22 protein-coding genes and 2 tRNA genes are annotated in these 22519 nt (G+C 39.2%); 8 read left to right on the forward strand and 16 right to left on the reverse strand.

Annotation, left to right across the window (positions count from 1 at the left end; genetic code table 11):
* Nucleotides 1-78: 78 nt before the first annotated feature.
* The 9 genes from rplL to K345_RS0113055 form a co-directional block, all read right to left on the reverse strand.
* Entirely contained in the window at nucleotides 79-459 is a 381-nt protein-coding gene (gene rplL, locus K345_RS0113015) for a 50S ribosomal protein L7/L12 (protein WP_028974537.1), read from the reverse strand.
* 81 nt (nucleotides 460-540) lie between these two features.
* Complete coding sequence (gene rplJ, locus K345_RS0113020) at nucleotides 541-1071, reverse strand: 50S ribosomal protein L10 (RefSeq protein ID WP_028974538.1); 531 nt, start codon at nucleotides 1069-1071, stop codon at nucleotides 541-543.
* A 20-nt stretch (nucleotides 1072-1091) separates the two neighbouring features.
* Nucleotides 1092-1769, reverse strand: a complete 678-nt coding sequence (rplA, locus tag K345_RS0113025) for a 50S ribosomal protein L1 (RefSeq protein ID WP_028974539.1) — start codon at nucleotides 1767-1769, stop codon at nucleotides 1092-1094.
* A 1-nt stretch (nucleotide 1770) separates the two neighbouring features.
* Nucleotides 1771-2202 (reverse strand): 50S ribosomal protein L11, encoded by a 432-nt coding sequence (gene rplK / locus K345_RS0113030; protein WP_028974540.1) that lies wholly within the window; start codon nucleotides 2200-2202, stop codon nucleotides 1771-1773.
* 67 nt (nucleotides 2203-2269) lie between these two features.
* Nucleotides 2270-2827, reverse strand: coding sequence for a transcription termination/antitermination protein NusG (gene nusG / locus K345_RS0113035; RefSeq protein WP_028974541.1), 558 nt, complete (start codon nucleotides 2825-2827; stop codon nucleotides 2270-2272).
* A 12-nt stretch (nucleotides 2828-2839) separates the two neighbouring features.
* Nucleotides 2840-3019 (reverse strand): preprotein translocase subunit SecE, encoded by a 180-nt coding sequence (secE, locus tag K345_RS0113040; protein ID WP_028974542.1) that lies wholly within the window; start codon nucleotides 3017-3019, stop codon nucleotides 2840-2842.
* A gap of 35 nt (nucleotides 3020-3054) precedes the next feature.
* Nucleotides 3055-3128, reverse strand: a tRNA-Trp gene (locus K345_RS0113045).
* A 9-nt stretch (nucleotides 3129-3137) separates the two neighbouring features.
* Nucleotides 3138-3314 carry a 50S ribosomal protein L33 gene (rpmG, locus tag K345_RS0113050; protein ID WP_028974543.1) on the reverse strand — a complete coding sequence of 59 codons (177 nt, stop codon included), beginning with the start codon at nucleotides 3312-3314 and terminating at the stop codon, nucleotides 3138-3140.
* A gap of 79 nt (nucleotides 3315-3393) precedes the next feature.
* Nucleotides 3394-3466 (reverse strand) — tRNA-Thr (locus K345_RS0113055).
* A 229-nt stretch (nucleotides 3467-3695) separates the two neighbouring features.
* On the opposite strand from K345_RS0113055, the gene nifA reads away from it, so the two are divergent.
* The 5 genes from nifA to K345_RS21035 all read left to right on the forward strand — a co-directional run bounded on the left by nifA (nucleotide 3696) and on the right by K345_RS21035 (nucleotide 9184).
* Complete coding sequence (gene nifA / locus K345_RS0113060; protein WP_037572423.1) at nucleotides 3696-5249, forward strand: nif-specific transcriptional activator NifA; 1554 nt, start codon at nucleotides 3696-3698, stop codon at nucleotides 5247-5249.
* A 346-nt stretch (nucleotides 5250-5595) separates the two neighbouring features.
* Nucleotides 5596-6945: an ammonium transporter gene (locus K345_RS0113070; protein WP_028974545.1), complete on the forward strand. Its 1350-nt coding sequence runs from the start codon at nucleotides 5596-5598 to the stop codon at nucleotides 6943-6945.
* 17 nt (nucleotides 6946-6962) lie between these two features.
* Nucleotides 6963-7304 (forward strand): P-II family nitrogen regulator, encoded by a 342-nt coding sequence (locus tag K345_RS0113075; RefSeq protein ID WP_028974546.1) that lies wholly within the window; start codon nucleotides 6963-6965, stop codon nucleotides 7302-7304.
* Between the two features lie 97 nt (nucleotides 7305-7401).
* A complete protein-coding gene (locus tag K345_RS0113080) occupies nucleotides 7402-8262 on the forward strand; it encodes a DMT family transporter (protein ID WP_211227891.1) in 861 nt (286 codons plus the stop codon).
* Nucleotides 8255-9184 carry a tRNA-dihydrouridine synthase family protein gene (locus K345_RS21035; RefSeq protein WP_053228295.1) on the forward strand — a complete coding sequence of 310 codons (930 nt, stop codon included), beginning with the start codon at nucleotides 8255-8257 and terminating at the stop codon, nucleotides 9182-9184. The genes K345_RS0113080 and K345_RS21035 overlap by 8 nt, the downstream gene beginning before the upstream one ends.
* Here the strand turns inward: K345_RS21035 and K345_RS21040 are convergent.
* The 4 genes from K345_RS21040 to K345_RS0113110 form a co-directional block, all read right to left on the reverse strand.
* A complete protein-coding gene (locus K345_RS21040; protein WP_053228296.1) occupies nucleotides 9171-10169 on the reverse strand; it encodes an NYN domain-containing protein in 999 nt (332 codons plus the stop codon). The genes K345_RS21035 and K345_RS21040 overlap by 14 nt on opposite strands.
* A 10-nt stretch (nucleotides 10170-10179) precedes the next feature.
* A complete protein-coding gene (locus K345_RS0113095; protein ID WP_028974548.1) occupies nucleotides 10180-11973 on the reverse strand; it encodes a sensor domain-containing diguanylate cyclase in 1794 nt (597 codons plus the stop codon).
* Between the two features lie 99 nt (nucleotides 11974-12072).
* Nucleotides 12073-13485 carry a pyruvate kinase gene (gene pyk / locus K345_RS0113100; protein WP_028974549.1) on the reverse strand — a complete coding sequence of 471 codons (1413 nt, stop codon included), beginning with the start codon at nucleotides 13483-13485 and terminating at the stop codon, nucleotides 12073-12075.
* Nucleotides 13486-13689: 204 nt separating this feature from the next.
* The gene (locus K345_RS0113110) at nucleotides 13690-13884 is read right to left on the reverse strand and encodes a hypothetical protein (protein WP_028974550.1); all 195 of its coding nucleotides are present in this window, start codon (nucleotides 13882-13884) and stop codon (nucleotides 13690-13692) included.
* A 169-nt stretch (nucleotides 13885-14053) separates the two neighbouring features.
* Between K345_RS0113110 and K345_RS0113115 the strand changes: the two genes are divergently transcribed.
* On the forward strand, nucleotides 14054-15496 hold the full coding sequence (locus tag K345_RS0113115) for an AMMECR1 domain-containing protein (RefSeq protein WP_028974551.1): 1443 nt from the start codon (nucleotides 14054-14056) through the stop codon (nucleotides 15494-15496).
* On the opposite strand, the gene amrB is transcribed toward K345_RS0113115, so the two are convergent.
* Together amrB and K345_RS21050 are read right to left on the reverse strand one after the other, a co-directional pair.
* Nucleotides 15460-16326, reverse strand: a complete 867-nt coding sequence (amrB, locus tag K345_RS21045; protein ID WP_053228297.1) for an AmmeMemoRadiSam system protein B — start codon at nucleotides 16324-16326, stop codon at nucleotides 15460-15462. The two genes, K345_RS0113115 and amrB, sit on opposite strands and share 37 nt — an antisense overlap.
* Nucleotide 16327: 1 nt before the next feature.
* Nucleotides 16328-19030 (reverse strand): DUF3160 domain-containing protein, encoded by a 2703-nt coding sequence (locus tag K345_RS21050; protein WP_053228298.1) that lies wholly within the window; start codon nucleotides 19028-19030, stop codon nucleotides 16328-16330.
* A 411-nt stretch (nucleotides 19031-19441) separates the two neighbouring features.
* On the opposite strand from K345_RS21050, the gene K345_RS23160 reads away from it, so the two are divergent.
* Nucleotides 19442-19591: a hypothetical protein gene (locus tag K345_RS23160; protein WP_156888403.1), complete on the forward strand. Its 150-nt coding sequence runs from the start codon at nucleotides 19442-19444 to the stop codon at nucleotides 19589-19591.
* A gap of 118 nt (nucleotides 19592-19709) precedes the next feature.
* Nucleotides 19710-21707, forward strand: a complete 1998-nt coding sequence (locus K345_RS0113135; RefSeq protein WP_028974552.1) for an FAD-dependent oxidoreductase — start codon at nucleotides 19710-19712, stop codon at nucleotides 21705-21707.
* Here the strand turns inward: K345_RS0113135 and K345_RS0113140 are convergent.
* Complete coding sequence (locus K345_RS0113140) at nucleotides 21704-22312, reverse strand: class I SAM-dependent DNA methyltransferase (RefSeq protein ID WP_028974553.1); 609 nt, start codon at nucleotides 22310-22312, stop codon at nucleotides 21704-21706. The two genes, K345_RS0113135 and K345_RS0113140, sit on opposite strands and share 4 nt — an antisense overlap.
* Between the last annotated feature and the right edge of the window lie 207 nt (nucleotides 22313-22519).

The raw sequence follows: 22519 nt of genomic DNA on the forward strand, positions 1-22519 counted from the left end.
CTGACAAAGAATAACCACCGGAATTCATTGCTTCCGGTGGTAAAATGAGAAAATAAAATTAGTTCTCTAATAAAGAGATTATTTAACTTCAACAGCAGCGCCTGCAGCTTCAAGTTTTCCTTTAATCTCTTCTGCTTCTTCTTTAGAAACGGCTTCTTTAACAGCCTTTCCACCTGCTTCAACAAGTTCTTTAGCTTCTTTTAGTCCAAGACCAGTGATAGCTCGAACTTCTTTGATTACAGGAATTTTCTTACTTGCATCAGCAGACTTAAGAATAACATCAAACTCAGTCTGTTCTTCTGCAGCAGCAGCAGGAGCTGCACCACCAGCAGCTGCAACAGCTACAGGAGCAGCTGCAGTTACTCCAAATTTTTCTTCCATTGCTTTAACAAGCTCAGATACTTCGAGAACAGTCATTCCCGCGATTGCTTCTAAAATTTCATCAGTTGAAAGTGCCATATTACCTTCTCCTTAATATAATATAATATATACAGCGATAGCATGGCTCATAAAATGAAGACTAACGCTGTTTATTTTAATTTAGTTAGCAGCCTTTTGATCAGCCACAGCTTGTAAAGTTCTAACAAGCTTTGTAGTTACCCCATTAAGCACATAAACCATGTTTTGTGCAGGAGCATTCATTGTACCCATAAGTTTTTGGATAAGTTCAATTCTTGTTGGAAGCTTGGAATAAGCTTCAACTTGCTTATGGTCATAAGAACCACCAGCAATCAAACCACCTTTTACAGCTATAGGATTTTCTTCAGCAAACTCTAATAGAGCCTTAGCTACAGGTCCTGATTCATCTAAAGCAAGAGCAACAGCTGTTGGTCCTACTAAATACTCATCAACATCCTCACCTTCCATTTCACGAAAAGCAATTTTAGCAAAGTTGTTTTTTACAACCTTATACTCCGCATTAAGACCACGTAACTTGGTTCTTAACTCAGTTATTTGCTCTACTGTTAAGCCTCGATAATCTGTAAAGAAAAAATCATTTACTCTACCAAAACTTTCTTTTAAAGCTGCTACAGCTTCAACTTTTTTGGGTTGTATCTTCTTCTCACTCATTTCTTTCTCCTCACCAGGCCTTAGTTATCCTTCACTTGAACCTTAACACCAGGTCCCATAGTGGAAGATAGAGCGATAGTCTTAATGTAATCACCTTTAAGATCTGTTGGACGTCTTTTTTCGAGCTCTGTTACAAAAGTTCGAACATTTTCAACAATCTTTTCAGCATCCATTGAGACTTTACCAATTAATAAGTGGACAATCCCACCCTTGTCAGCTCGAAACTCAACTCGACCTTGTTGAAGTTGAGCAATAGCCCCTTTAACATCAGTAGTCACTGTTTGAGTTTTGGGATTAGGCATTAACCCTCTTCGACCAAGAATCGGCCCTAATCGACCTACATCTTTCATCATATCGGGTGTTGCAACTGCAACATCAAAATCTAACCAGCCACCTTTAATCTTATCGATAAGATCACTGTCACCAACAAAGGCAGCACCAGCATCTTTAGCTTCCTGAGCTTTATCACCCTTTGCAAAGACAAGAATTTTCTTTCCTTCAGCAAACTGATTAGGAAGAACTAAAGTGTCTCGAATGGTGTGAGATTTCTTAAGATTTAAGTTAACACTTACTTCAACGGCTTCATCAAACTTAGCAAAAGCCATTTCTTTTACTTTGCTGACAGCCTCATCCATAGTGTACAACTTAACTCGATCGTACTTTTTCAGGGCTTCCTGATATTTCTTTCCACGCTTCATCTTACTTCTCCACCTCTACACCCATACTACGAGCAGTACCAGCAATAATATTCATTGCCATTTCAATGTCGTTAGCATTTAAGTCAGGCATCTTAAGTTCTGCGATAGACTTAAGATCATCCTTTTTAAGAGTTGCAACCTTCACCTTATGAGGTTCTGCAGAACCAGACTGTATCTTACAAGCTTTCTTAATAAGTACAGCAGCAGGTGGAGTTTTTGTGATAAAAGTAAAACTTCGGTCACTATAAACCGAGATTACTACAGGTATAGTCAAACCAGCTTCAAAGTTTTTTGTTGCATCATTAAACTGTTGAACAAACTGAGGAGCACTTACACCATGAGGACCTAAAGCAGGACCTACTGGGGGTGCTGGGGTTGCTTTACCTGCAGGAACTTGCAATTTAATAATTGCAGTAACCTTTTTCTTAGCCATTCCCTATTCTCCAAAATGTGGTAATATCGCCATTCTCTAATAATGGCTCCCACTTACCGTGGGAATATTAAATCTTTTCAACCTGAGAAAAATCCACTTCTACAGGTGTTGATCGACCAAATATACCGACCATCACACGTAATTTAGCCTTCTCAAGATTAACTTCTTCTACAGAACCAGTGAAAGATTCAAAAGGTCCGTCAACAACCCGAACTTGCTCACCAATAGCATAGGTCTGGGTCGAACGGTAAGCTTTATCAGCTTTTATTTCACCAGTTTTCATCAAAATAGTCCTAGCCTCATCTTGACTTATGGGTTGAGGCTTCACATTAGTACCAGTAGCACCAACGAAGCCAGTAACTCCATTAATCTTTCTGATGTGTGATACAACAGATTTCCACCCAAGATTTGGAAGGTCCATTTCTAACAAAATGTATCCAGGTAAGAATTTACGATTCACTGTTCTTTTCTTACCATCTTTAACTTCTACAACTTCCTCAGAAGGAACCTTAATATCAAAAACGGCCCCACCTAGGGACCCGTCCTCCATGAGCATTCGAATGTACTTTTCTATCTTGTTCTCATACCCTGAATATGTATGAAGAACATACCAACCTTTGGCCATAATGTCCCCTTCTTAGAATATCAAATAAAGACCGTTCATTAGGAGGTAATCTACTACACCAAAAAAAATGGCGAAAAGAACAGTTGACACAAATACTACGCGTATTGATGACATAACACTTTCTTTCCCAGGCCAAACAACCTTCTTCATTTCATTGATTGATTCTTCAATAAAGGCTTTAATCTTTTTCATGACCTATCGGCTCCCCATGATATAAATAGAAAATACAGGCCAGGTAGGGTTCGAACCTACAACATTCGGTTTTGGAGACCGACGCTCTGCCAATTGGAGCTACTGGCCTGTATGTAATTTACTTAATCTTAGATTCTTTGTGGGTAGTGTGCTTCTTATCCCACTTGCAGTACTTGTTAAATTCCATCTTACCCTGAATGTTTCGTCTGTTCTTACTCGTAGTGTAGTTACGTCTTCCACACTCAGAACAAGTTAAAGAAATTAGCTCTACTGCGCCTTTTTTTCCTTTTGCCATCTCTCATACTCCCTAAACGAAGTTCCACCCTCGAATTTGTGGCGCCTTACAATTTGTGCCAATAAGGGTAAAAATCACGAGCCCTCGACCGGATTTGAACCGGTGACCCCCACCTTACCATGGTGGTGCTCTACCAACTGAGCTACAAGGGCTTAATCAAAGTTGCTCGATGAAAATAGCAAAGCCACATTCTTTTGTCAATAGACTTTCCCAAAAATCGGGCATTATTATACAATCGCATTATACGAGGAGAATTCCATTCCAATATCACCTTATAATAAGAAAAACATCAGAAGATTACTAGTCTTTTTTCGTTTTTTATTGCACTACGTCCTACATTTGTGTATGATACCACTAATTTTGACTAAAATGAGGTGAATCATGCATGACAAGCCACAGGGACAATCACTGGATTCACGAGTCCAAGAGCTATCAATACTCTTTGAAATCAGCCAAATCCTCGATCGTTCAATTGATTTAAAACAAAGTATAAATCCCATACTTCAATCACTTGCTGAACACCTACAAATACTACGAGGCACAATCACCTTATTAAATAGACAAACAGGTGAGATCTTTATTGAAGAAGCTTACGGACTGAGTAATAGTCAACAAGAAAAAGGACGTTATCAACTTGGTGAAGGCATTACAGGTAAAGTTGTGCAGACAGGCCAATCTGTAGTAGTACCCAGGATAAGTGATGAACCGGCTTTCCTCAACAAAACAGGAGCCCGCAAAGGAATGAGGAAAAGAGATATTTCTTTCATATGCGTTCCCGTAAAAATCGGTAATGAGACCATCGGAGCCTTCAGCGCTGATCGACCTTATGAGGAAGAAGGTCATCTTGACAGATACGTACAACTTTTTTCTATTGTAGCCAGTATGATAGCTCAAGCTGTTAAAATAAGGCAAAGCCTTCAAGAAGAAAGACAAAAACTAATGGAAGAAAATTCTAGACTGAAACATGAGTTACAGGAAAAGTTTCGGCCAGCTAATATAATAGGTTCAAGCCCAACTATGCAGGCAGTCTTTGACCTCATAGCTCAAGTATGCAAATCAGAAGCAACGGTATTAATCAGAGGGGAATCTGGAACAGGTAAAGAATTAGTAGCCCACGCCATACATTATAATAGTTATAGAGCTCAGGGACCTTTCATAAAGGTTAACTGTGCCGCACTACCGGAAACAGTTATTGAAAGTGAGTTGTTCGGGCATGAAAAAGGGGCTTTCACAGGAGCTATAAATACAAGAAAAGGTAGATTCGAAATGGCCGATGGCGGTACTATTTTCCTAGATGAAATCGGAGATCTTGCCCCAATGACTCAAGTAAAACTACTTCGCGTTCTTCAAGAACAGGAATTTGAACGTGTAGGTGGTAACAAAACTATCAGAACCAATGTTCGCATTATTGCTGCTACCAATCGAAACTTGGAAGAAGCTATGATTACCCATGACTTCAGAGAAGACTTATATTACAGATTGAATGTCTTCCCCATACATATTCCACCATTACGTGACAGAAGAACAGATATAATGTTATTGACGGATTACTTTGTTGAGAAATATGCTTCTAAAAATCATAAGGCGATAAGAAGAATATCTACTTCTGCAATTGATCTTTTAACCAGCTACCACTGGCCAGGAAATGTTCGAGAACTTGAAAATTGTATAGAGAGAGCGGTCCTCATGAGTTCTGATGAAGTCATTCACGCTCACCATTTACCTCCTAGTTTACAATCTGCAGAATCCACAGGTACAAGTTTTTCAGGAACGCTAGCGGAAACCCTGGACAATATGGAAAGGGAGATTATTCTGGATAGCTTAAAAACCTCACGAGGCAATATGGCAAAATCTGCTCGTGCTTTAGGGATAACAGAAAGAATCATGGGATTACGAGTTAAGAAACACGGTATTGATCCCTCCTACTATAAGTAGTTGCCATTATATGTATTGAAAACAGGCCCTATCAAACTAGTTGCGATAGGGCTTCTTTATAATTTTACCCTATGCAACGTCTAACAATTAACTACATTTTTGTACTATTTATATAGTATCCAACCTTTTGGATGTTTTTCTACAGAAAAGTAAACAATTACGAATATTCACAAAAAAGCAAATTTTCATAATTAATAAAAACTATAAAAACAATATTTCCTTATCAAAGAACACTTTAGATATTTCAATACAGATATACCCTAAGGATAAAGCAGACTTGGCATGATACCTGCATTCAATTGAACAGCAAAGAAAAAATACAATAATAAGCTTAGGAGGCTTTACAATGAAAAAAATTATTTTCATCTTACTGGCTCTTTGCATGGCAACTGGTGTTGCATTTGCAGATGAGACAGTAGCTGATCAGCTGGCATCGTTCTCTGCTGCCTTTGATATGATTTGGCTCATCATTGCTGCTGCCCTTGTATTCTTAATGCAAGCTGGTTTTGCCATGGTTGAAACAGGTCTGACACGGGCTAAGAATGCTGGTAATATTATTATGAAGAATCTTATGGACTTCAGCGTTGGTGCTATAGCATATTTCGCAGTCGGTTGGGCGATTATGTATGGAAATGCCTATGCTGGCGAAGATGGGTTCCTAGGATTCTTTATGGCTTACAATCCAGAAGTATATGATATGAGTGCTATATTCCGAGATTGGATGTTCCAGGTAGTGTTTGCAGCGACAGCAGCTACTATTGTTTCTGGTGCTATGGCTGAAAGAACTAAATTCACTTCCTATCTTCTCTACTCTGTTGTAGTCTCCGCTGTTATTTATCCTGTAGTAGGACATTGGACTTGGGGAGAAGGGTTCTTATATGGATTAGATTTCCATGACTTTGCAGGATCTACAATCGTACACTCAACTGGCGGTTGGGCAGCTCTAGCTGGTGCAATTATGTTAGGGCCCAGAATTGGTAAGTATGTAAAAGTAGATGGTAAAATCACTGTAAAAGCGATCCAGGGTCACAACCTGCCTCTAGCTTCACTCGGTGTATTCATACTCTGGTTTGGTTGGTATGGTTTTAACGCAGGATCTACATTAAGCGGAACTGACACTGACATTGCACATGTAGCAATGACAACAACTCTAGCCGCTTCTGCAGGTGCCATTCTTGCTATGATTACAATATGGATTATTGGTGGTAAGCCTGATCCTTCTATGACGCTTAACGGAGCCCTAGCTGGTCTTGTAGGTATCACAGCTGGTACTTGGGTTATTAATCCTATTGGAGCTATTATTGTAGGTGCTATTGCTGGTGTGTTAGTTGTTCTGTCTGTAGAGTTCTTCGATAAAATCCTTCATATTGATGATCCCGTTGGTGCCGTATCCGTTCACGGTGTATGTGGTGCTTGGGGTACAATAGCTGTTGGTCTTTTTGCTGATGGTACAAAAGGAGGAGAGAACCCTATCACTGGATTATTCTATGGTGGAGGCGTTGGTCAGCTTGGAGTACAGCTAATTGGAGTTGTCAGTGTATTTGTATTCGTATTCTTATCAGCACTGGCTCTATTCTTTGTGATCAAATTGGTTATCGGACTTCGAGTATCTGAAAAAGAAGAACTTCAAGGTCTTGATATTGAGGAACACGGATCAGAAGCATACCATGGTTTCCAGATCTTTACGAACCTATAAAAAGAAGGAGTTAACGAATGAAATTAATTACGGCTTATATTCAACCACACAAGCTAACTGATGTTAAGCAGGAACTATACGCCAAGGATATTTTCAAGATTTCCGTTACCAATGCCATGGGCGCTGGCCAACAGAAAGGCTATCAAGAATCTTATCGTGGTGTAGACGTTGAGGTTAACCTTCTAAAGAAAGTCCGCATTGAAATTGCTGTTAACGACGAATTTGTTGACACAACAATTGAAGCGATCATAAAAGGAGCCAGAACTGGGGAAATCGGAGATGGAAAAATCTTTGTAACAACTCTTGATGAATGTATCCGAATCCGAAGTGGAGAAAAAGGTAAAGACGCTATAGGTTAAATCCTGTCATTTATTAATAAAGAGACCGGTCATTATGGCCGGTTTTTTTTTAACTCCTTTTATTGACCTGCCTCTAAAAAACAGACATAGTGTCGCCATGATTTACTTAATACTTACCCTGGGAATAGCCGCTGCTTCAAGTTCTATTATTATGATCAAGTTCTCAACTATGTCACCATTATGGCTAAGTAGTTTAAGACTTTTTATAGCAGTATTAGCATTAAGCCCCCTCTTTATAAATGAAGTTAAAAAACACAAGAAGGAAGAAGTATTTGGCTGGATAAAAAAGGCCATCATTCCAGGTATACTTCTAAGTCTGCATTTTATGACATGGATATTTTCAGCTCGTTTAATTCCAGCAGCCAATTCTACTCTAATCGTTAATCTTAGCCCCCTGGCTATGCCAGCAATCATATTTATACTAGCTAGACAAAGAATAACCAGATTGGAATTTATTGCTACAATATGGGCACTCATAGGTGTTTATATACTTATTGGTCAAGATTTTAGCCTATCAAAAGACTACCTTCAAGGTGATGCTGTAAGCCTTATATCAATGCTTTTATTTACTCTATACCTGGCCTTGGCTAATAAATGGGGAAAAGGAATTCCACTTTGGGGATACCTAGTCCCTCTATACTTTACAGCTGCTATCATAGCCATGTTAGGAGCAATAATACAGAGAGCCCCACTAGATTTGATGAATGACTATAATTGGCTAAATGCTTTACTGTTAGGATTAATTCCAACGGTCATGGGACATTCCATATTCAATTATTCAATGACTAAGATTCGCCCCCAAATTGTTACCTTAGCCAACCTATCCCAAGTAGTATTTGCCAGTGTATATGGTTTTTTGTTTTTTGATGAAATCCCCACATGGAACTTATATGTGGCGGCAGCTTTCATATTAAGTGCAGCCTACATTGCTCTAAGGCCCAAGAAAAAACATGGATAAAATCCTTCTAGCGCCTATAAAAGGAATAACGGATCTCGTCTATCGCAAGACATATTATCAACACTACAAAGGGGTGACTAGGGCAGTTGCTCCATTCTTTGTTCTAAGCGACAAAGGCGGCTTTAAAGAAGGAACAATCAAGAGAACTTTAGGACAAGAGGCAACTCCTACAGATAGCTGTCCTCAGATTCTAAGTCGAAAAGGGACTATGATGGCCCAACTATCCCAAATTCTTAAAGATTTAGGTTTCCCCCTTCTTAATTGGAACTTAGGCTGTCCCTTTCCCAAAGTAGCCAACAAATATAGAGGGAGCGGACTACTACCCTACCCTGATGAAATACGAACCATACTCGATGATTTTTACAAACACAAAGGGGGAGATCTAGAGGTAAAAATCAGATTAGGTTGGGAGTCAGAAGAAGAACTAGAACCTCTAATAAATGTATTTAACGATTATCCAATAACATTATTGATTATCCATCCCCGTTTTGGTATCCAACGCTATTCAGGATCTCCTCACTTGGAACTTTTTGAATGGGCGTACAAGAACTATAAAGGAGATATTAGTTACAACGGTGATATCTATACACGAAATGATTATGTCCATCTAAAAGAGAGGTTTCCCAAGGTCCATACCTGGATGATAGGGAGAGGACTCCTTAAGAATCCTGATCTGGCTCTAGAAATTCTGGATAATAAATATTCAAGGACCCCGGAAAAGCTATACGAGTTTATCATGAACCTTATGGAGAATTATAGAAATTTCTATCCAGATCCAGGTAAGACTGTGAATATGGTTAAAGCTCACCTATACTACTTATGCCCCCATTGGTCCGCCAATACTGAAATAGTTTTAGCAGCTAAACGAGCAAAAAGTATAAAAGAGCTTTCACCACTAATTCGTTCTCTTATAGCCTTTTAACATAATACTTAAGATGATCATTCTTGGTTTCTACCAAGCCCCGCATCTCTGCAGCCTGAATAAAATCTTTCAGCTTCTTAAAACCCATCTGATTATATATAATATTCTTCTCTTTTAGCCGATCATTTACCTTGCCAAAAGAGTGATAAGAGTGGGGGATTTTACCATCAAGATGACTTAATACTTCAATAAGAGTGCGCAAAGCAACATGAATACCTTCGTCACTTTGCTGAAGTCCTTCCCCTGCAGGTTTAATCAATGTCGTCTTATCATCTCTCTCTAGTTCAATATAACCAGACTCGACAGCTTGCGCTATAAATTCGCTCCAACTATCGAACCCATATAAACCTTCATCAAAGGTTTTATTCAAAATTCTCATGCGCACCTTTACAGCACCCAACCCTGTCTTCTTACCTCTTCGAATCATGTCGTCTACCGCTTCCATTAATAGACCATAGGCAAAAAAGCGATCCGCCTCAGGATCAGCAGGATCCTCTTCAACAACAGGATGTGGATCTTCCTTTTCTGTAGGAAGCAGATCACGAAAATCTTTAAAATCATCAGCTAATGACAACAAATCCTCACTTGCAGTCTTAGCATCACAAATTATAAAAGTCTCACGACCCTGCTTTCTAAAGGTTAAAAGCAAAGAACGGAAATCACTATCACCGGTAATAAGAATATACCTAGTGATATGAGGGTACTGATACAAAAGCTCAATGGCACCAGTGATAAGGCTTATATCTGAAGAGTTCTTTCTGGATCTTGGCACATGAATCAACTCAAAAGAGTTTTCTGCTAGAACCATACTAATCTTATCTATTGTCTTTTTTGTCCAATCCGCATAGGCTCGGCAATAGGCTATTTTACCTAATGATTCGGCATATTCTATTAAACCTTCAACGAACAAACTGTCCGCACTAGGTGTTACATTTTCAATATCCCATAAAATTGCTATATTTTGTTTTTGATTCATTGAGTCCATATATATTCCTTTAGTCAATTACTGTTTTATTACGTCCAGAACCCTTACCTTTATACAGCCTATCATCAGCTAATTGCAAACAGGATTCTAAAGACATGGCTTCTTTTCGTTCAGCTATACCTGCTGTAAAGCTCATTATTATTCTCTTACCGTTATGAATGAACTTGGAATTATCTAGATCCTTCCGAATCAATTCAACCGCCTGATAGGCATTATTTAAGGTACAACTATCATATAGTAACAAAAATTCTTCCCCCCCCCAACGTACAAATAAATCATCAGGGCGGATATGCTTAAGAAAATGATTAGTTATAAATTGCAGAGCTTCATCACCAGCTTTATGACCATAGGTATCATTAAGTTGCTTAAAAAAGTCCAAATCAATTAGTACTATCGAATAAGATATCTGAGAATGAGCATATATATCCTCAGCACGAGTTGCCAGTTTTTCAAAGCCTCTACGATTCCAGACACCAGTCAAAGAATCCTTAAAAGCTTCCTCTTCTCTGATTTTGAGTTCCGTTTCCAAAGATCTCGTTCGAACAAAAACCAGGCGTTCCAGATTGTCATTCATATGTCGTAGTTTAAGGTTGGCTCCCTCCAATTGATCTCGATAAGACCTTATCTTAAATAAGTTCTGCCGCTCTTTATGAATTACCATTACAAACTGAACAAGGATCAAAACAATCAAACCATAACCAACATAATAGCCAGTATGAATGATTTCATAACTATATAATATATCATTAATCACTAATGCAATAAGAGCAAAATATATAATGGAATACCAATAAGAATTACGTCTTTTATGTTTTAAGGCCAGAAAAGCAATTACAGCAACCAATACAGCCACAAAAACAATGAATATCTGGAATACTAACAAAGACTTTGTAACCATTGATAATGGAGCAAAGATGATAATCAAAGAGAGAATAACAGATAAAATGTCCACTATCCATTGAATAACCTTGTTTGATTCTTTTGGGAACCAATCCTTTGTAATTCGGTATCCCAAATTGGATCCCAAAATCAATATCAAAGTATTGATGCGCTCTATCTGACCTATACTTAAAGAGGTGACCTGATTAATAAACTCAATGAAAATAGAGAAATATGTCCTTGAGATAAGAACCAAGCCCAACAATCCAGTATGAATATTAGCCACCTGTCTTGTGATAAAAAATGATATAAACTGTTGTATTAGTAAAGATAAGAATATTCCAATCATCAACATATCAAGATGCTGATCCAAACTTACCTTCTTCAAATAATTATTTTTGAGTATCAGCTTGATAGGATGATGAAGACCACCAGGATCGATATCATAGTTCGATATTTGAATGGCTATTCTAATAGGTCCCCACAAATTGGTTAAGTCGATAACTCCTTGATTCAATTGCGCTAAACTAGTCTCAGAAGAAGGACCAGGATTACCAGAGGAAAATTTTAAGACACCATTCACATAGATCTTTGCTGCAGTTTTAATCATAGGAACTATGAGATAAAAATCTCTTGGTTTATCCCCTATATCAATAACACTCATATAGGTTCCATACCCAAAAGGGGAAGAAACACCATTATCTATAATATTTAGCGGTCCCGGAAGCTCTTGGATATATCCATTTATGCCATAAGTGGGAGAGGTAATAAATTGACTAGGATAGAACTGCCAATCCCCGCTCAAGGAAACCTTATCTCCTTCTACCCACGCATAAGAGGATAAATCCAAATAGGCATTATTTAAAGAGATGTCCTCTGCAAACAGGGTTAGGGGGAGTATAAAAAAAAGAAATAATGCCTTCATATATTATATATTTTAAGAAGCCTAACAGATGGGTCAAGTTACAATAAAAAAAACCGCCCCTCTTAAGAGCGGTTTTTTAATAAGATTCAAGTCAAATTATTAAGCTCGTCCTTTAAGTACCATTTCTACAGTATTGATTTCAAGGAAGTTAGAAGCTTCTGATCGTCCAGGAGTTCCAGCTAGAACAACAACTACATCGTCGTCCTTAAGATCACCAGATTCTACTGAAGATTTAAGAGCCTTTGTAACTAATTCATCAGTACTATTTGGTAAAGGCATATATTCAGGGAAAATACCATAAGAAAGACTAAGCAATCTAACAACTTCTGCATCATGACATTTAACAAATGCAGGAATGTTTGATCGGTATGTGGCTATAATTCTAGCTGTTCGACCTGTTTGCGTGTCCACAACCATGGCCTTAACAGGAAGATGAAGACTAGCTTTGATAGCTGCCTCAGTCATGTAATTTCTAATAGGATTCTTACCAGTAAATACGTCTCTATCACGCATCTTTGGCTTCTGGCTTTCTACCATCTGAGCAATACGTGTCATAGTTTTGACAGCTTCTAATGGATATTTACCATAAGCTGTTTCCCCAGATAACATAATAGCATCAGTTCCATCAAAAATAGCATTAGCTACATCTGATACTTCAGCTCTTGTTGGTCTTGGGTTTTCGATCATAGTGTGAAGCATTTGAGTTGCTGTAATAACGGGCTTACCTCGTTCAATACATTTAGCGATCATTTGCTTCTGAATAAAAGGTACTTCCTCTGCTGGGATTTCAATACCAAGGTCACCACGGGCTACCATAATAGCGTAGGCGTGATCCAGGATCTCATCAAGATTTTCAACACCTTCACGGTTTTCAATCTTAGCTACGATTTTTGCACTAGAACCATACTCATCAAGAAGAGACTGAACATCTTTTACATCCTGAGCATTTCGAACAAAAGAGTGTGCGATAAAATCTAGATCGTGTTCTGCTGCAAATTTGATATAATTCTTATCTTTTTCAGTGATAGAAGGAAGTTCAAGGTGAACGTCAGGAACGTTGATACTCTTCTTCTTCTTAATCTTACCTGAGTTAAGAACCTTAGCAGTTAATACTCCTGGTTTCTTGGCAACTACTTCAAGAGCTGTTTCACCATCGTCAATTAATATCTGACAACCAACAGTTACATCATCTACAAATCCATCATAATTTGTTTGAAAACCTTTACCTTGAGGAGCATCCTTAGTGATGAGAATTTCTTCTCCTTCAGCGACCTCAATAGGATCTTCAAAACCCGCTGTACGTACCTCTGGGCCTTTTGTGTCGAGGAGTAAAGCTATATTTTTTGATACGGCCCTTACATTATTTATAACCTCAAGTGATCCTTCATGAGTCTGGTGTGCTGTGTTAAGACGTACCACGTTCATTCCCGCTTCATATAGGGCTGTAACGTGTTCAACAGCACAATCAAGATCGCTGACTGTAGCGACGATTTTAGTCTGCTTACTAACCATTGTACTAAAGTTCCTCCATACAATTTTTTCTAATTCCATTGCCAGTAAAGCCTTACAATAGTCAGGAGGGGCGAATCTGTCAAGAAGGATGAGTGTACATTTATTGCTTTTTAATACTGGCTTATACAAGGTTAAGAATATATGGAAATATAGACAGCATAGAGAGATGCATTTAAATTATATGGAAAAGACTAATCCAAAGCATTAATATAAATTGCTATTAATATAGTTCTCAATGGTTATTTCAAACACCGATTCTAAATCAACTCTTGTAGAGCTGACAAAAGGGATAAATTCACGGACACCCACAATGTCTCCATGATACTTCTTGCTATAACGGTCCCAACTAGCCTTTCCCCTATAAGACTTATATTCTAATTCGACAATATATTCATTCATTCTCCCTGCCTCCTTTATAATTTTAATATAGTGGAGATCAGACCTGTACTGGAGGTAAAGTATTTACCTTTATTGGGTTGAAAAGATGAACATTGGAATGGCATAAGTTAATGTACCCTTTAAGGCAATCTTCCTGAAATCAATATAAGCTGTTACATTATAGGATATTATGAAGTTAATAATGGGTGTCTTTATATCAACATTTCTTTTAGTGTGCTGTGGACAGAATCAAAGCCCCGTATTCATTAGTGATAGACACGGAGACTCCTACACTTATCTTAAGGAAAACCTTTCCCATCGTAATCCAATCACTGTCATTCAATTAGATTATCACCATGATATGGGCCCCGGGCCTGGTAAGGAGACTCCCACAAGTTATAACTGGCTGGGGGGGCTAGTAGAACAGGATTACGTTAAAGAGATCTATTGGGTATCAGGGAGGAATCTCCAAAAGCCGAACTTTAATGCTCGTAAAGCCTGGCTACTACGTAAAATTTCACCTGATCCCTTAGGAATCAGTCAAACAAAAGAAAATAAGGTTCATATAGTCGACTGGCCACAACTTATGGAGATCAAGTCCTCTATTAAAAAACCTATAGTTATCACCCTGGATCTCGATATATTGACCATCGATCCCGGTGATGATCCAGATAAGTTTCTATCAGAAATGCTTGACTTCATAGAGGAAATGGATCCGGAATACACGACACTATCCTTATCAGCCGCTTATCAGAGGAATCCCCAAAAGGGATGGTATTGGTTCAATCAAAGTCTTCATCATTTTCGACAGCAAAAACATCCTATTATCCTTGATGGCGGAGATGAACAGAGGACAGCAGAAAGTCAGGAAGAACTCACAAGCTGGTACCAATGGAATCAGCGTTCTCTAAATACTGATTATGGCTATTACTTCGCTCCCGGGTTGGAGTTATGGAATGAAGCCCCTCAATCTACCTGGGAAGAATTCGCTCATTTAGATATTACCTCATACGATCCTTCTCTAAATCAGACTATCAAGCTCCTTTATAGAGAATTATCACTTAAACCATCAGATACAAAACTACATAAATGGATAAGGAAATCTCAGAGCTATATAAAGGAAATATATACAGAACAAAAGGATGGATACTATCAAAAGCCCCCTCCCCCCGCTTTTGACAAGACAAACGGTCAAGGCCTCGCAGTCCGTTTCATTAAAGGAAGAGAAGATAGAGGTTGTATATCGTATTATCAAGGAATTACAGATATAGAGGGAGCCCTTCGGTCAGCCACCTATGAAGCAGCTTTAACAGATCCTCGCTATGCCCCTATTACAAAATCCGAACTGCCTGATATAGATATAGAAATATCCCTATTCTCTAATTTTAACAAAATGGACAATCCTATGGACTTTATTCCTGGTGTTGATACCTTACTTATGGATTTCCAGGGGAACAGAACCCTATTACAGGCATCCCTTGCCGTTGAAAGAGATCTTTCAAGACGGCAATTCCTACAAACATTGAGTCGAAAGGCGACAGGAGACCCTCATACCTGGAAGCATGAGGGAGTTATATTTTCCAAAGCCTCTACGGTTTATGGGCGAAGACCGGTTGATGATTCCAGAAGGTAAGTAAAAAAGTAACTTGTAATATCATCCCTGTCCTGGCCAGATAATAGGTAAGAATTACTATGATACATTACAGATATGTTCGGTTTATTTAAGCTTTCTGCTAGCTCTGCTAGAACATATATCCCTGGTCGATTATCACAACCAACAAAGTTCCAAGTCTTCAGACCAGGATTACTTAAAAAACGTCGGGATCGACCATCTTTAAAGGCAGTGTATTCGGGATCAGCATGATGAGAGTAGTCTGTGGATATAAGAAGGAAGTTATCCTGAATACCTACACCTTGAAAATAAGGTGATAAGCTAGACCATAACTTGGCCGCAATAGGTGTATTAACAGGGGGCTCACCTTTATAATCGATAGCGACCACCCTAGCATTTGGGAAGTACTTCTTAATAAAAGGCATGAAGATCCTTATTCCATGTTCTATAACGAAGGCACTTCTATCGACTTCACACTCTAATTCCGTTGACAGGGCTCTGACTAAATCCTGATCAGAATCCACACGACCTAGTAAAGTTTGCCAACTCCCATCGCTTATAGAATAGTCGCCTGTCCCCATATCCCAATGGCGAGGACTAAGAATAAAAAAGGTTCGCACCTGCCTATGGTGTTTTAGTTCTGCAAACCAATCCTCGATTAATTGGCCCGCTAGCAAGTGATGACTGACCGTGCCACCTAGGGGAAAGTCTTCTTCATTCATGACATCTTCCTGATATTGGGGTCCCACATCGGGATAAACCTCCCCTTTTACATCCCATACGGGATCGCCTTCGGGATAACATCCCATGAAAAGCAGAAGGAGAGGTAATATAGCTAGTAAACTTTTCATTTTACTTTCTAGGATCCTCTGGCACACCTTGTATCCAGAAAGGTTCATATTGACTTAAATCATTTCCAAAGGGATACACAATAGCCCGCCATTCTTCATTGGTCATTCTCTTATTTTGAGGAACTAGGAATTCATAGTAGCTAAAGGTATATCCAGTGGCAATTCTCATGCCTCCTTGTCCATCATCAAGAGCAACCAAAAGGCGATAGGGAATTCCCGTACCAACTTCCAGCGCGACTCCCAACTCAGAGTTGGTGAAAACATCCGCTATAATAGCCCCTCTAAGCTTAGTTGGATCATCCAAATAGGAGGCATATCCCGAATCTGGAGGAGTTACTAAGGGCATTAGTTGTTGGGGAATCGTTCTAATCCAAAGAACATCTTCATCAGAAACAGACTCATCTTTATACTCTAATTGAACGATTTTAGTGATTCTTGTAAGCAAGGTATTCCAGTCTTTGATCTTCTTCACATAGTTCTCATCAAGAAAACCATATTTACTACCCGATTCATAAATACCTCTAATGGCTTCAAGAGCCCCCTTGTAAAAAGGGATGTTAGGTTCAATATAATGAATAGGATGGGGAATCTTCTCAATCCTAAAGGTAGGTTCATAATCTCCATCACCGGCACGCTCGGCATAAACTTGCTTCACATAAAGAATCGTATCGTGACGAAGAGCCGCCCATGTACCATGGGAAGATAACATAGCCTTTACCCCATAGAGGGGACTTTGGGTAAAATAAAATCCCATTGAAGAATCAAAACGTGCTTGAGTTCGTATCATATTTAAAGTGCTGTTATAGTAGTTAGAGGACCAAAAGTCATCCGATTTTGAATAAAACTCAGCCTCTAATTCGTCAAGTTTGTTCTCCAATCCCTCCATTTCTGGGTAATCACTGGCCATTAATAAACGATCCGCCGTATCAGATCCAAAGGCTTTCATAATATCCAATCCTCTGACAATATCTCGACTCATTAATCGAGGGGGGGAGACCTTTTCATGGACATAGGAATCCCAAGTGAAACGTTGACCAAACAAACGCCATCCCAGGGGCGGATTAAGGTTATCCGAGGGAGCATCAAATACACTGTTACCTGAGATAAGAGGCTTACGTAAAGTTGTCCCTGCCAAATCAACCGCAGATCGAACCTGATCTACAGAGTCAATCCATGTCTGAAGATTATCAATGGCCAATCCCTCAAAGAAAGGTGATACATCATAAAAGGATAGATCATCACTAGCACCAATCAAATCGGTGATAGGATCAAAAAGAGCCTTCCATTCTTCAAATAAAGAAGGCCGACTAACAGTCATATCATTGATCAAAGCTACCATAGGGAGTTTTTGAGTACTAATTTCAATAAGACTAGAATCAGGAGGATTACCTGCAGACATATAGAAATGTAACCTGCCATACCACATCATGCATCTAAAGTAAGCACTAAGAATACCATTCTTAGTATAATGTCCCCGAGGTTTGTATTGGGTGTAGTCTTCTTCATAATTAAAGTTGGGTGACAACACAGCCTGATTAGCTTCCATAATGAGCTTAACTTCTTCCCTAACGGCTTGGGGATACGAGCTAATCACGGCGTCTTGATCTACTTCCGCATAAGTTACGGTCCGTCGGTAATCATCACTGATTTCCACTTTAGGAGCTAAGGCCATAAGACAATCCGCCACTTGAAAATAAGTAAGCACCCCCTGGTAAGCGTCCCCATAAAGACTATCTTCCTGGGTTGGAGAGGAATAGTCTGTTTCAAGAGTCTTTAGATAGGCCTTATTTAATTCTGTAAGTCTAGGGGCCATTTGATTTTCCTCGGTGTATTGGAGGAACTTATCAAAGAATAAATGAAGTCCTTGAGCTATTAAATCCGTACTTATAAAGATAGGCGCTTGTTTATCCCGTGCCTCTTGTATATATAAGGAAAGCATATCATCTGGTCTTTGTAGACTAAGGGAGTACTCTGAGTCTTTTACCTTTTGTATAAGCATCTTGTTCTCGAGGAGATAGGATTTTTCTTCATCATTGAGAAGATAAGATCCTATAAACTGGGGAAACTGATCATAGTGATTCTTATTCTGATACATTTGGGCTGTTATCTGATTGTGCTGGGGACTTTGGTTAAGACCTGCTAAATCCGCCCCCCAGATAATGCCTTCTTGATCTTCATATTTGGTTAGATAAAAATAGTTATAATCATCCTCATAAACATACATTCCATAATAAGTGTCGTCAGGATTATTCACCCTTCCTAAAATGGGAATTATTGTTCCCAGGGGAAGAGGTATTCCCTTTCTTAAACTACTCGTATCAACACCATTTGAGCTGTCCACATGAGGATAGAATTGACCCAATTGACTACCTACTACAGCAGTTTCTTCACTATCAGGTCCTACTGGCAAAGGGAGAAAGCTGAACTCGTCGTCCAAATACTGGGCATGAGCTTCTGCTGCTTTAATTCTTCCTGATGTGTCAATTATATTCCAGTCGAAATCTGAGGAAGGTAAGGGATTGAATTTTTTATTTGTTTCAACTTTTTTCACAATTTCTTCCTCCTTTGGCTTTGGTGCTGGTTTTTCTTCTGTCACGACAGGAGTTGTTATTTCTTCTACTGGTGCCGTTTCTTTCTGACAGCCCATACTAAGAAGAACAATAAAGAATAGGCTTATGAGTGTATGTGTTTTTATCTTATTCACGTCTTTATCCTGTTATTTAAATTGTACATTCCCATTTTAGACTATGAGGCTCTCCCTATCACTAACATTTTTTCTAAAACAAGGGGAATATTTTGTAGACTAACAATATAAATAACAGAAAAAGGGGGTATTTTACTTATATATCAAAGAAATCAAGGAATATGGTAACAATTCCCTTGAACTTTATCACTTAATTATATAGTGTTCTAAATGTTACTTATGATTAGATATCTTTTAAGAGCCTTAAGGGCTATTCTACAACCCCCACCGCAACGACTTATCACTGTTGATGTGTTTTAACGTTATCATATCGTTTTTGTCACAGACCCATGCTTACCTACAAGGTTAAGGGGTTTATTTGTGTTGTCTTCATAGTAACAACAATTTGGAATTAATTTCGAGGAGGAATATATGTATAAGACTTTTAAATGTAAGAAGTGCCGAACGGCCTTACGGATCAAAGCAGATAAGGATTTTACCAAAGGGCGATGTCCTAAATGCGGATCATGGATTGAAATTCCTACAAAGGTAGGAGCGGGACAAGGGGATGGACGTAAATAACCTTCCCTAGTCAGACCAGTCTTACAGAAAGGCTGGTCTTTTTTTTTACCCTCATTTTCTTGACTATATATATTTTTATTAATATAGTAATTATATAATTTTGTTAGGAGAAGCGGGTATGAAACGCATATTAATCATTGGTGGAGTCGCTGCTGGAGCTACGGCCGCCGCTAGAGCTCGACGCTTGGATAATCAGGCGGATATTACCATATTAGAAGCAGGAGAAGATGTGTCCTTCGCCAACTGCGGACTCCCTTATTATCTAGGGGGAGAAATCCCGAATAGATCTTCCCTCATCCTGGCCAGTCCAGAGACTTTTGATGATCAATACCAAGTCAAGGTCCATACAGGAACTGAGGCAATCAAGATCAACAAAGAAGCCCATACAGTAACTACATTTAATAAGAAGAAGGGCGAACAAACAGATTATTCCTATGACAAGCTCATTTTGGCCCAAGGAGGAAAACCTGTAACGCCTCCCCTACCGGGTGTGGAAAAAGACCATGTATTTAAACTATGGACCCTTGAAGATATGGATCATATTGATAGCTTCATTGCCCAAAAAGATCCTCAGACAGCAGTTGTTGTTGGCGGGGGATTTATTGGTCTGGAAATGGTAGAAGCCTTAAGCAATAGGGGAATGAAGGTCAGCCTTGTGGAAAAGGCACCTCAAATTATGATTAATCTAGAATCAGAAATATCAGGATTCCTTACAGAGGAACTGTTAAGTTATGGTGTAGATATTCATGTAAATAAAGGCCTCAGCGAAATAAAAGATCATCAAGTTATCTTGGATGATAAATCAAAGATCGAAGCTGACATGGTTCTCCTTTCTATAGGTGTGAGACCTACCTTAGGATTAGCCCAGGAAGCGGGCTTAACCATTGGGGAATCAGGAGGACTATGGGTCAACGAATATCTTCAAACTAGTGATTCTGATATCTATGCCGCAGGGGATATTAATGAAATATCCCATCGATTACATGATAAAAAGATTAGGATTCCCTTGGCTGGTCCCGCGAATAGACAGGGAAGAATTGCCGCAGAGAATGCCCTTGGCAGGCAAAAAAGCTATAAGGGAGCCATGGGATCCTCTATTGTTAAGCTCTTTGATGCGTCAGCGGGATCCACAGGATTGTCCCTTACTCAAGCCAAAGACGCTGGTTACGAGGCGGATGCTGTAGTCGTTCACAAAGCAAGTTACACAGCTTACTATCCCGGATCCCAAAAAGTCACTCTCATGTTGATCTATGACAAGAAAACAGGAAAAGTTTTGGGAGCTCAGAGTGCAGGTTATGTGGGAATTGATAAACGGTTGGATGTTATTGCTACAGCTATTGCCGGGAACCTAAGTATTGAGGACTTAGAAGAACTAGACCTAGCGTATGCCCCACCCTTTAACAGTCCCAATGGACCCGTTAATATGGCAGCCTTCACAGCGGTTAATAAGAATACAGGATTCAGTCCTTCTTTATTAGCTAAAGATGTGGAGGATTATCTTATAGGACAGGAAGCTGCTGTTATTGATTTACGGGATCCTATTAGTTTTAATAAAGCCCATTTAGAAGGAAGTAATAACCTTAGTCAGAACATGATCCGACAGAATATGGATCAGATCCCTAAGGATCAAGCCATACTCCTCATCAGTGAGGATGGACAAAAGGGACATGTAGCCCTACGAATGTTACACGGAGCAGGTTATGGCAAGGTAGTGAACTTATCAGGAGGATACCTATCCCTGGAAAGACAGCAAAGGGTTAAAGCCTTTGAGCACTTACAGGTAGGATTATTCTCTCTTCCTAAAAAAGAGATCAACCCTTCTGAACAAACAGAAGAATCAGAAGTTGAGAAAGAAGAAATTACTCAGGAAGGACCTTTAGTAGTAGACGTTCGAACCCCAGGTGAATATGCCATGGGAGCCTACCCTGGAGCTGTGAGCATTCCCCTTGATGAGCTACAAAGCCGAGCTTCTGAACTCGGGGATAAAGATAGACATATTATCCTTTACTGTGCTTCCGGAGCGAGGTCTTCCTACGGGCAAAGAGTCCTTATGCAAATGGGATTTAGTCAGGTAGAGAATGGAGGAGGACTCCACGACATGATGGCCCGCGCCTAAGGCTTTTGATAAATAAGAAGAAACACAGGGTATTCCTTGATCTGTCCCCCACTATCCTTCGTATTCGTAAAGGGATAGGTTAAGGAGATCCTTTCTAATCCTTCCTGTTCCAGGAGAGAAGCAATAACTTCTGGATCAAAACCCAAATGGGGAACAACAACATCACCATGGAAGGAACCATCTTCCGTAACTAGATCTGCTAGACAAAAATAGCCCTTGGATTGTAACTTCTGAACCAAAGAGTGAATTACAGACTTATAATCTTCAACATGATGAAAAGCCAATAACGACATAATAAGATCATAATCCGTCCTCTCTTCATCATCCAAATCACCACAATGGCAATGAACTTTGTGAGCTGACTCGGAATCTAATTTATTCTTCACCTTGTCGATCATACCTTGGGAAGTATCAACAAAAGTAAAATTCCCAGCATCCTTTAGAAAGTGAAATCCTAATAACCCCGTCCCACATCCGAAGTCCATAGCCGTATAACCATAAGTCAATTGTACATGGGACTTAAGATCTTCTGCAATGATACGCGCCCGATTCACATGATACTGTTCTTGATCCCATGTATGGGATTTGCTATCAAATTGATTCATAAAGCTATTATATACTACTTACGCATCTAGAGAAATAAGCTTTTATAGGCATCTTTCCAGAACTAAGTATTGTTTTTGATGATTTTGCTTATGGCAAACCAATGAAACGCAGTAAGCAAATGAGTCAAATCATTGTAAGCAAATGAGTCAAATCATTGTAAGCAAATGAGTCAAATCATTGTAAGCAAATGAGTCAAATCATTGTAA

The sequence above is a fragment of the Spirochaeta cellobiosiphila DSM 17781 genome (assembly GCF_000426705.1).
GTDB classification, from domain to species: domain Bacteria; phylum Spirochaetota; class Spirochaetia; order DSM-17781; family DSM-17781; genus Spirochaeta_E; species Spirochaeta_E cellobiosiphila.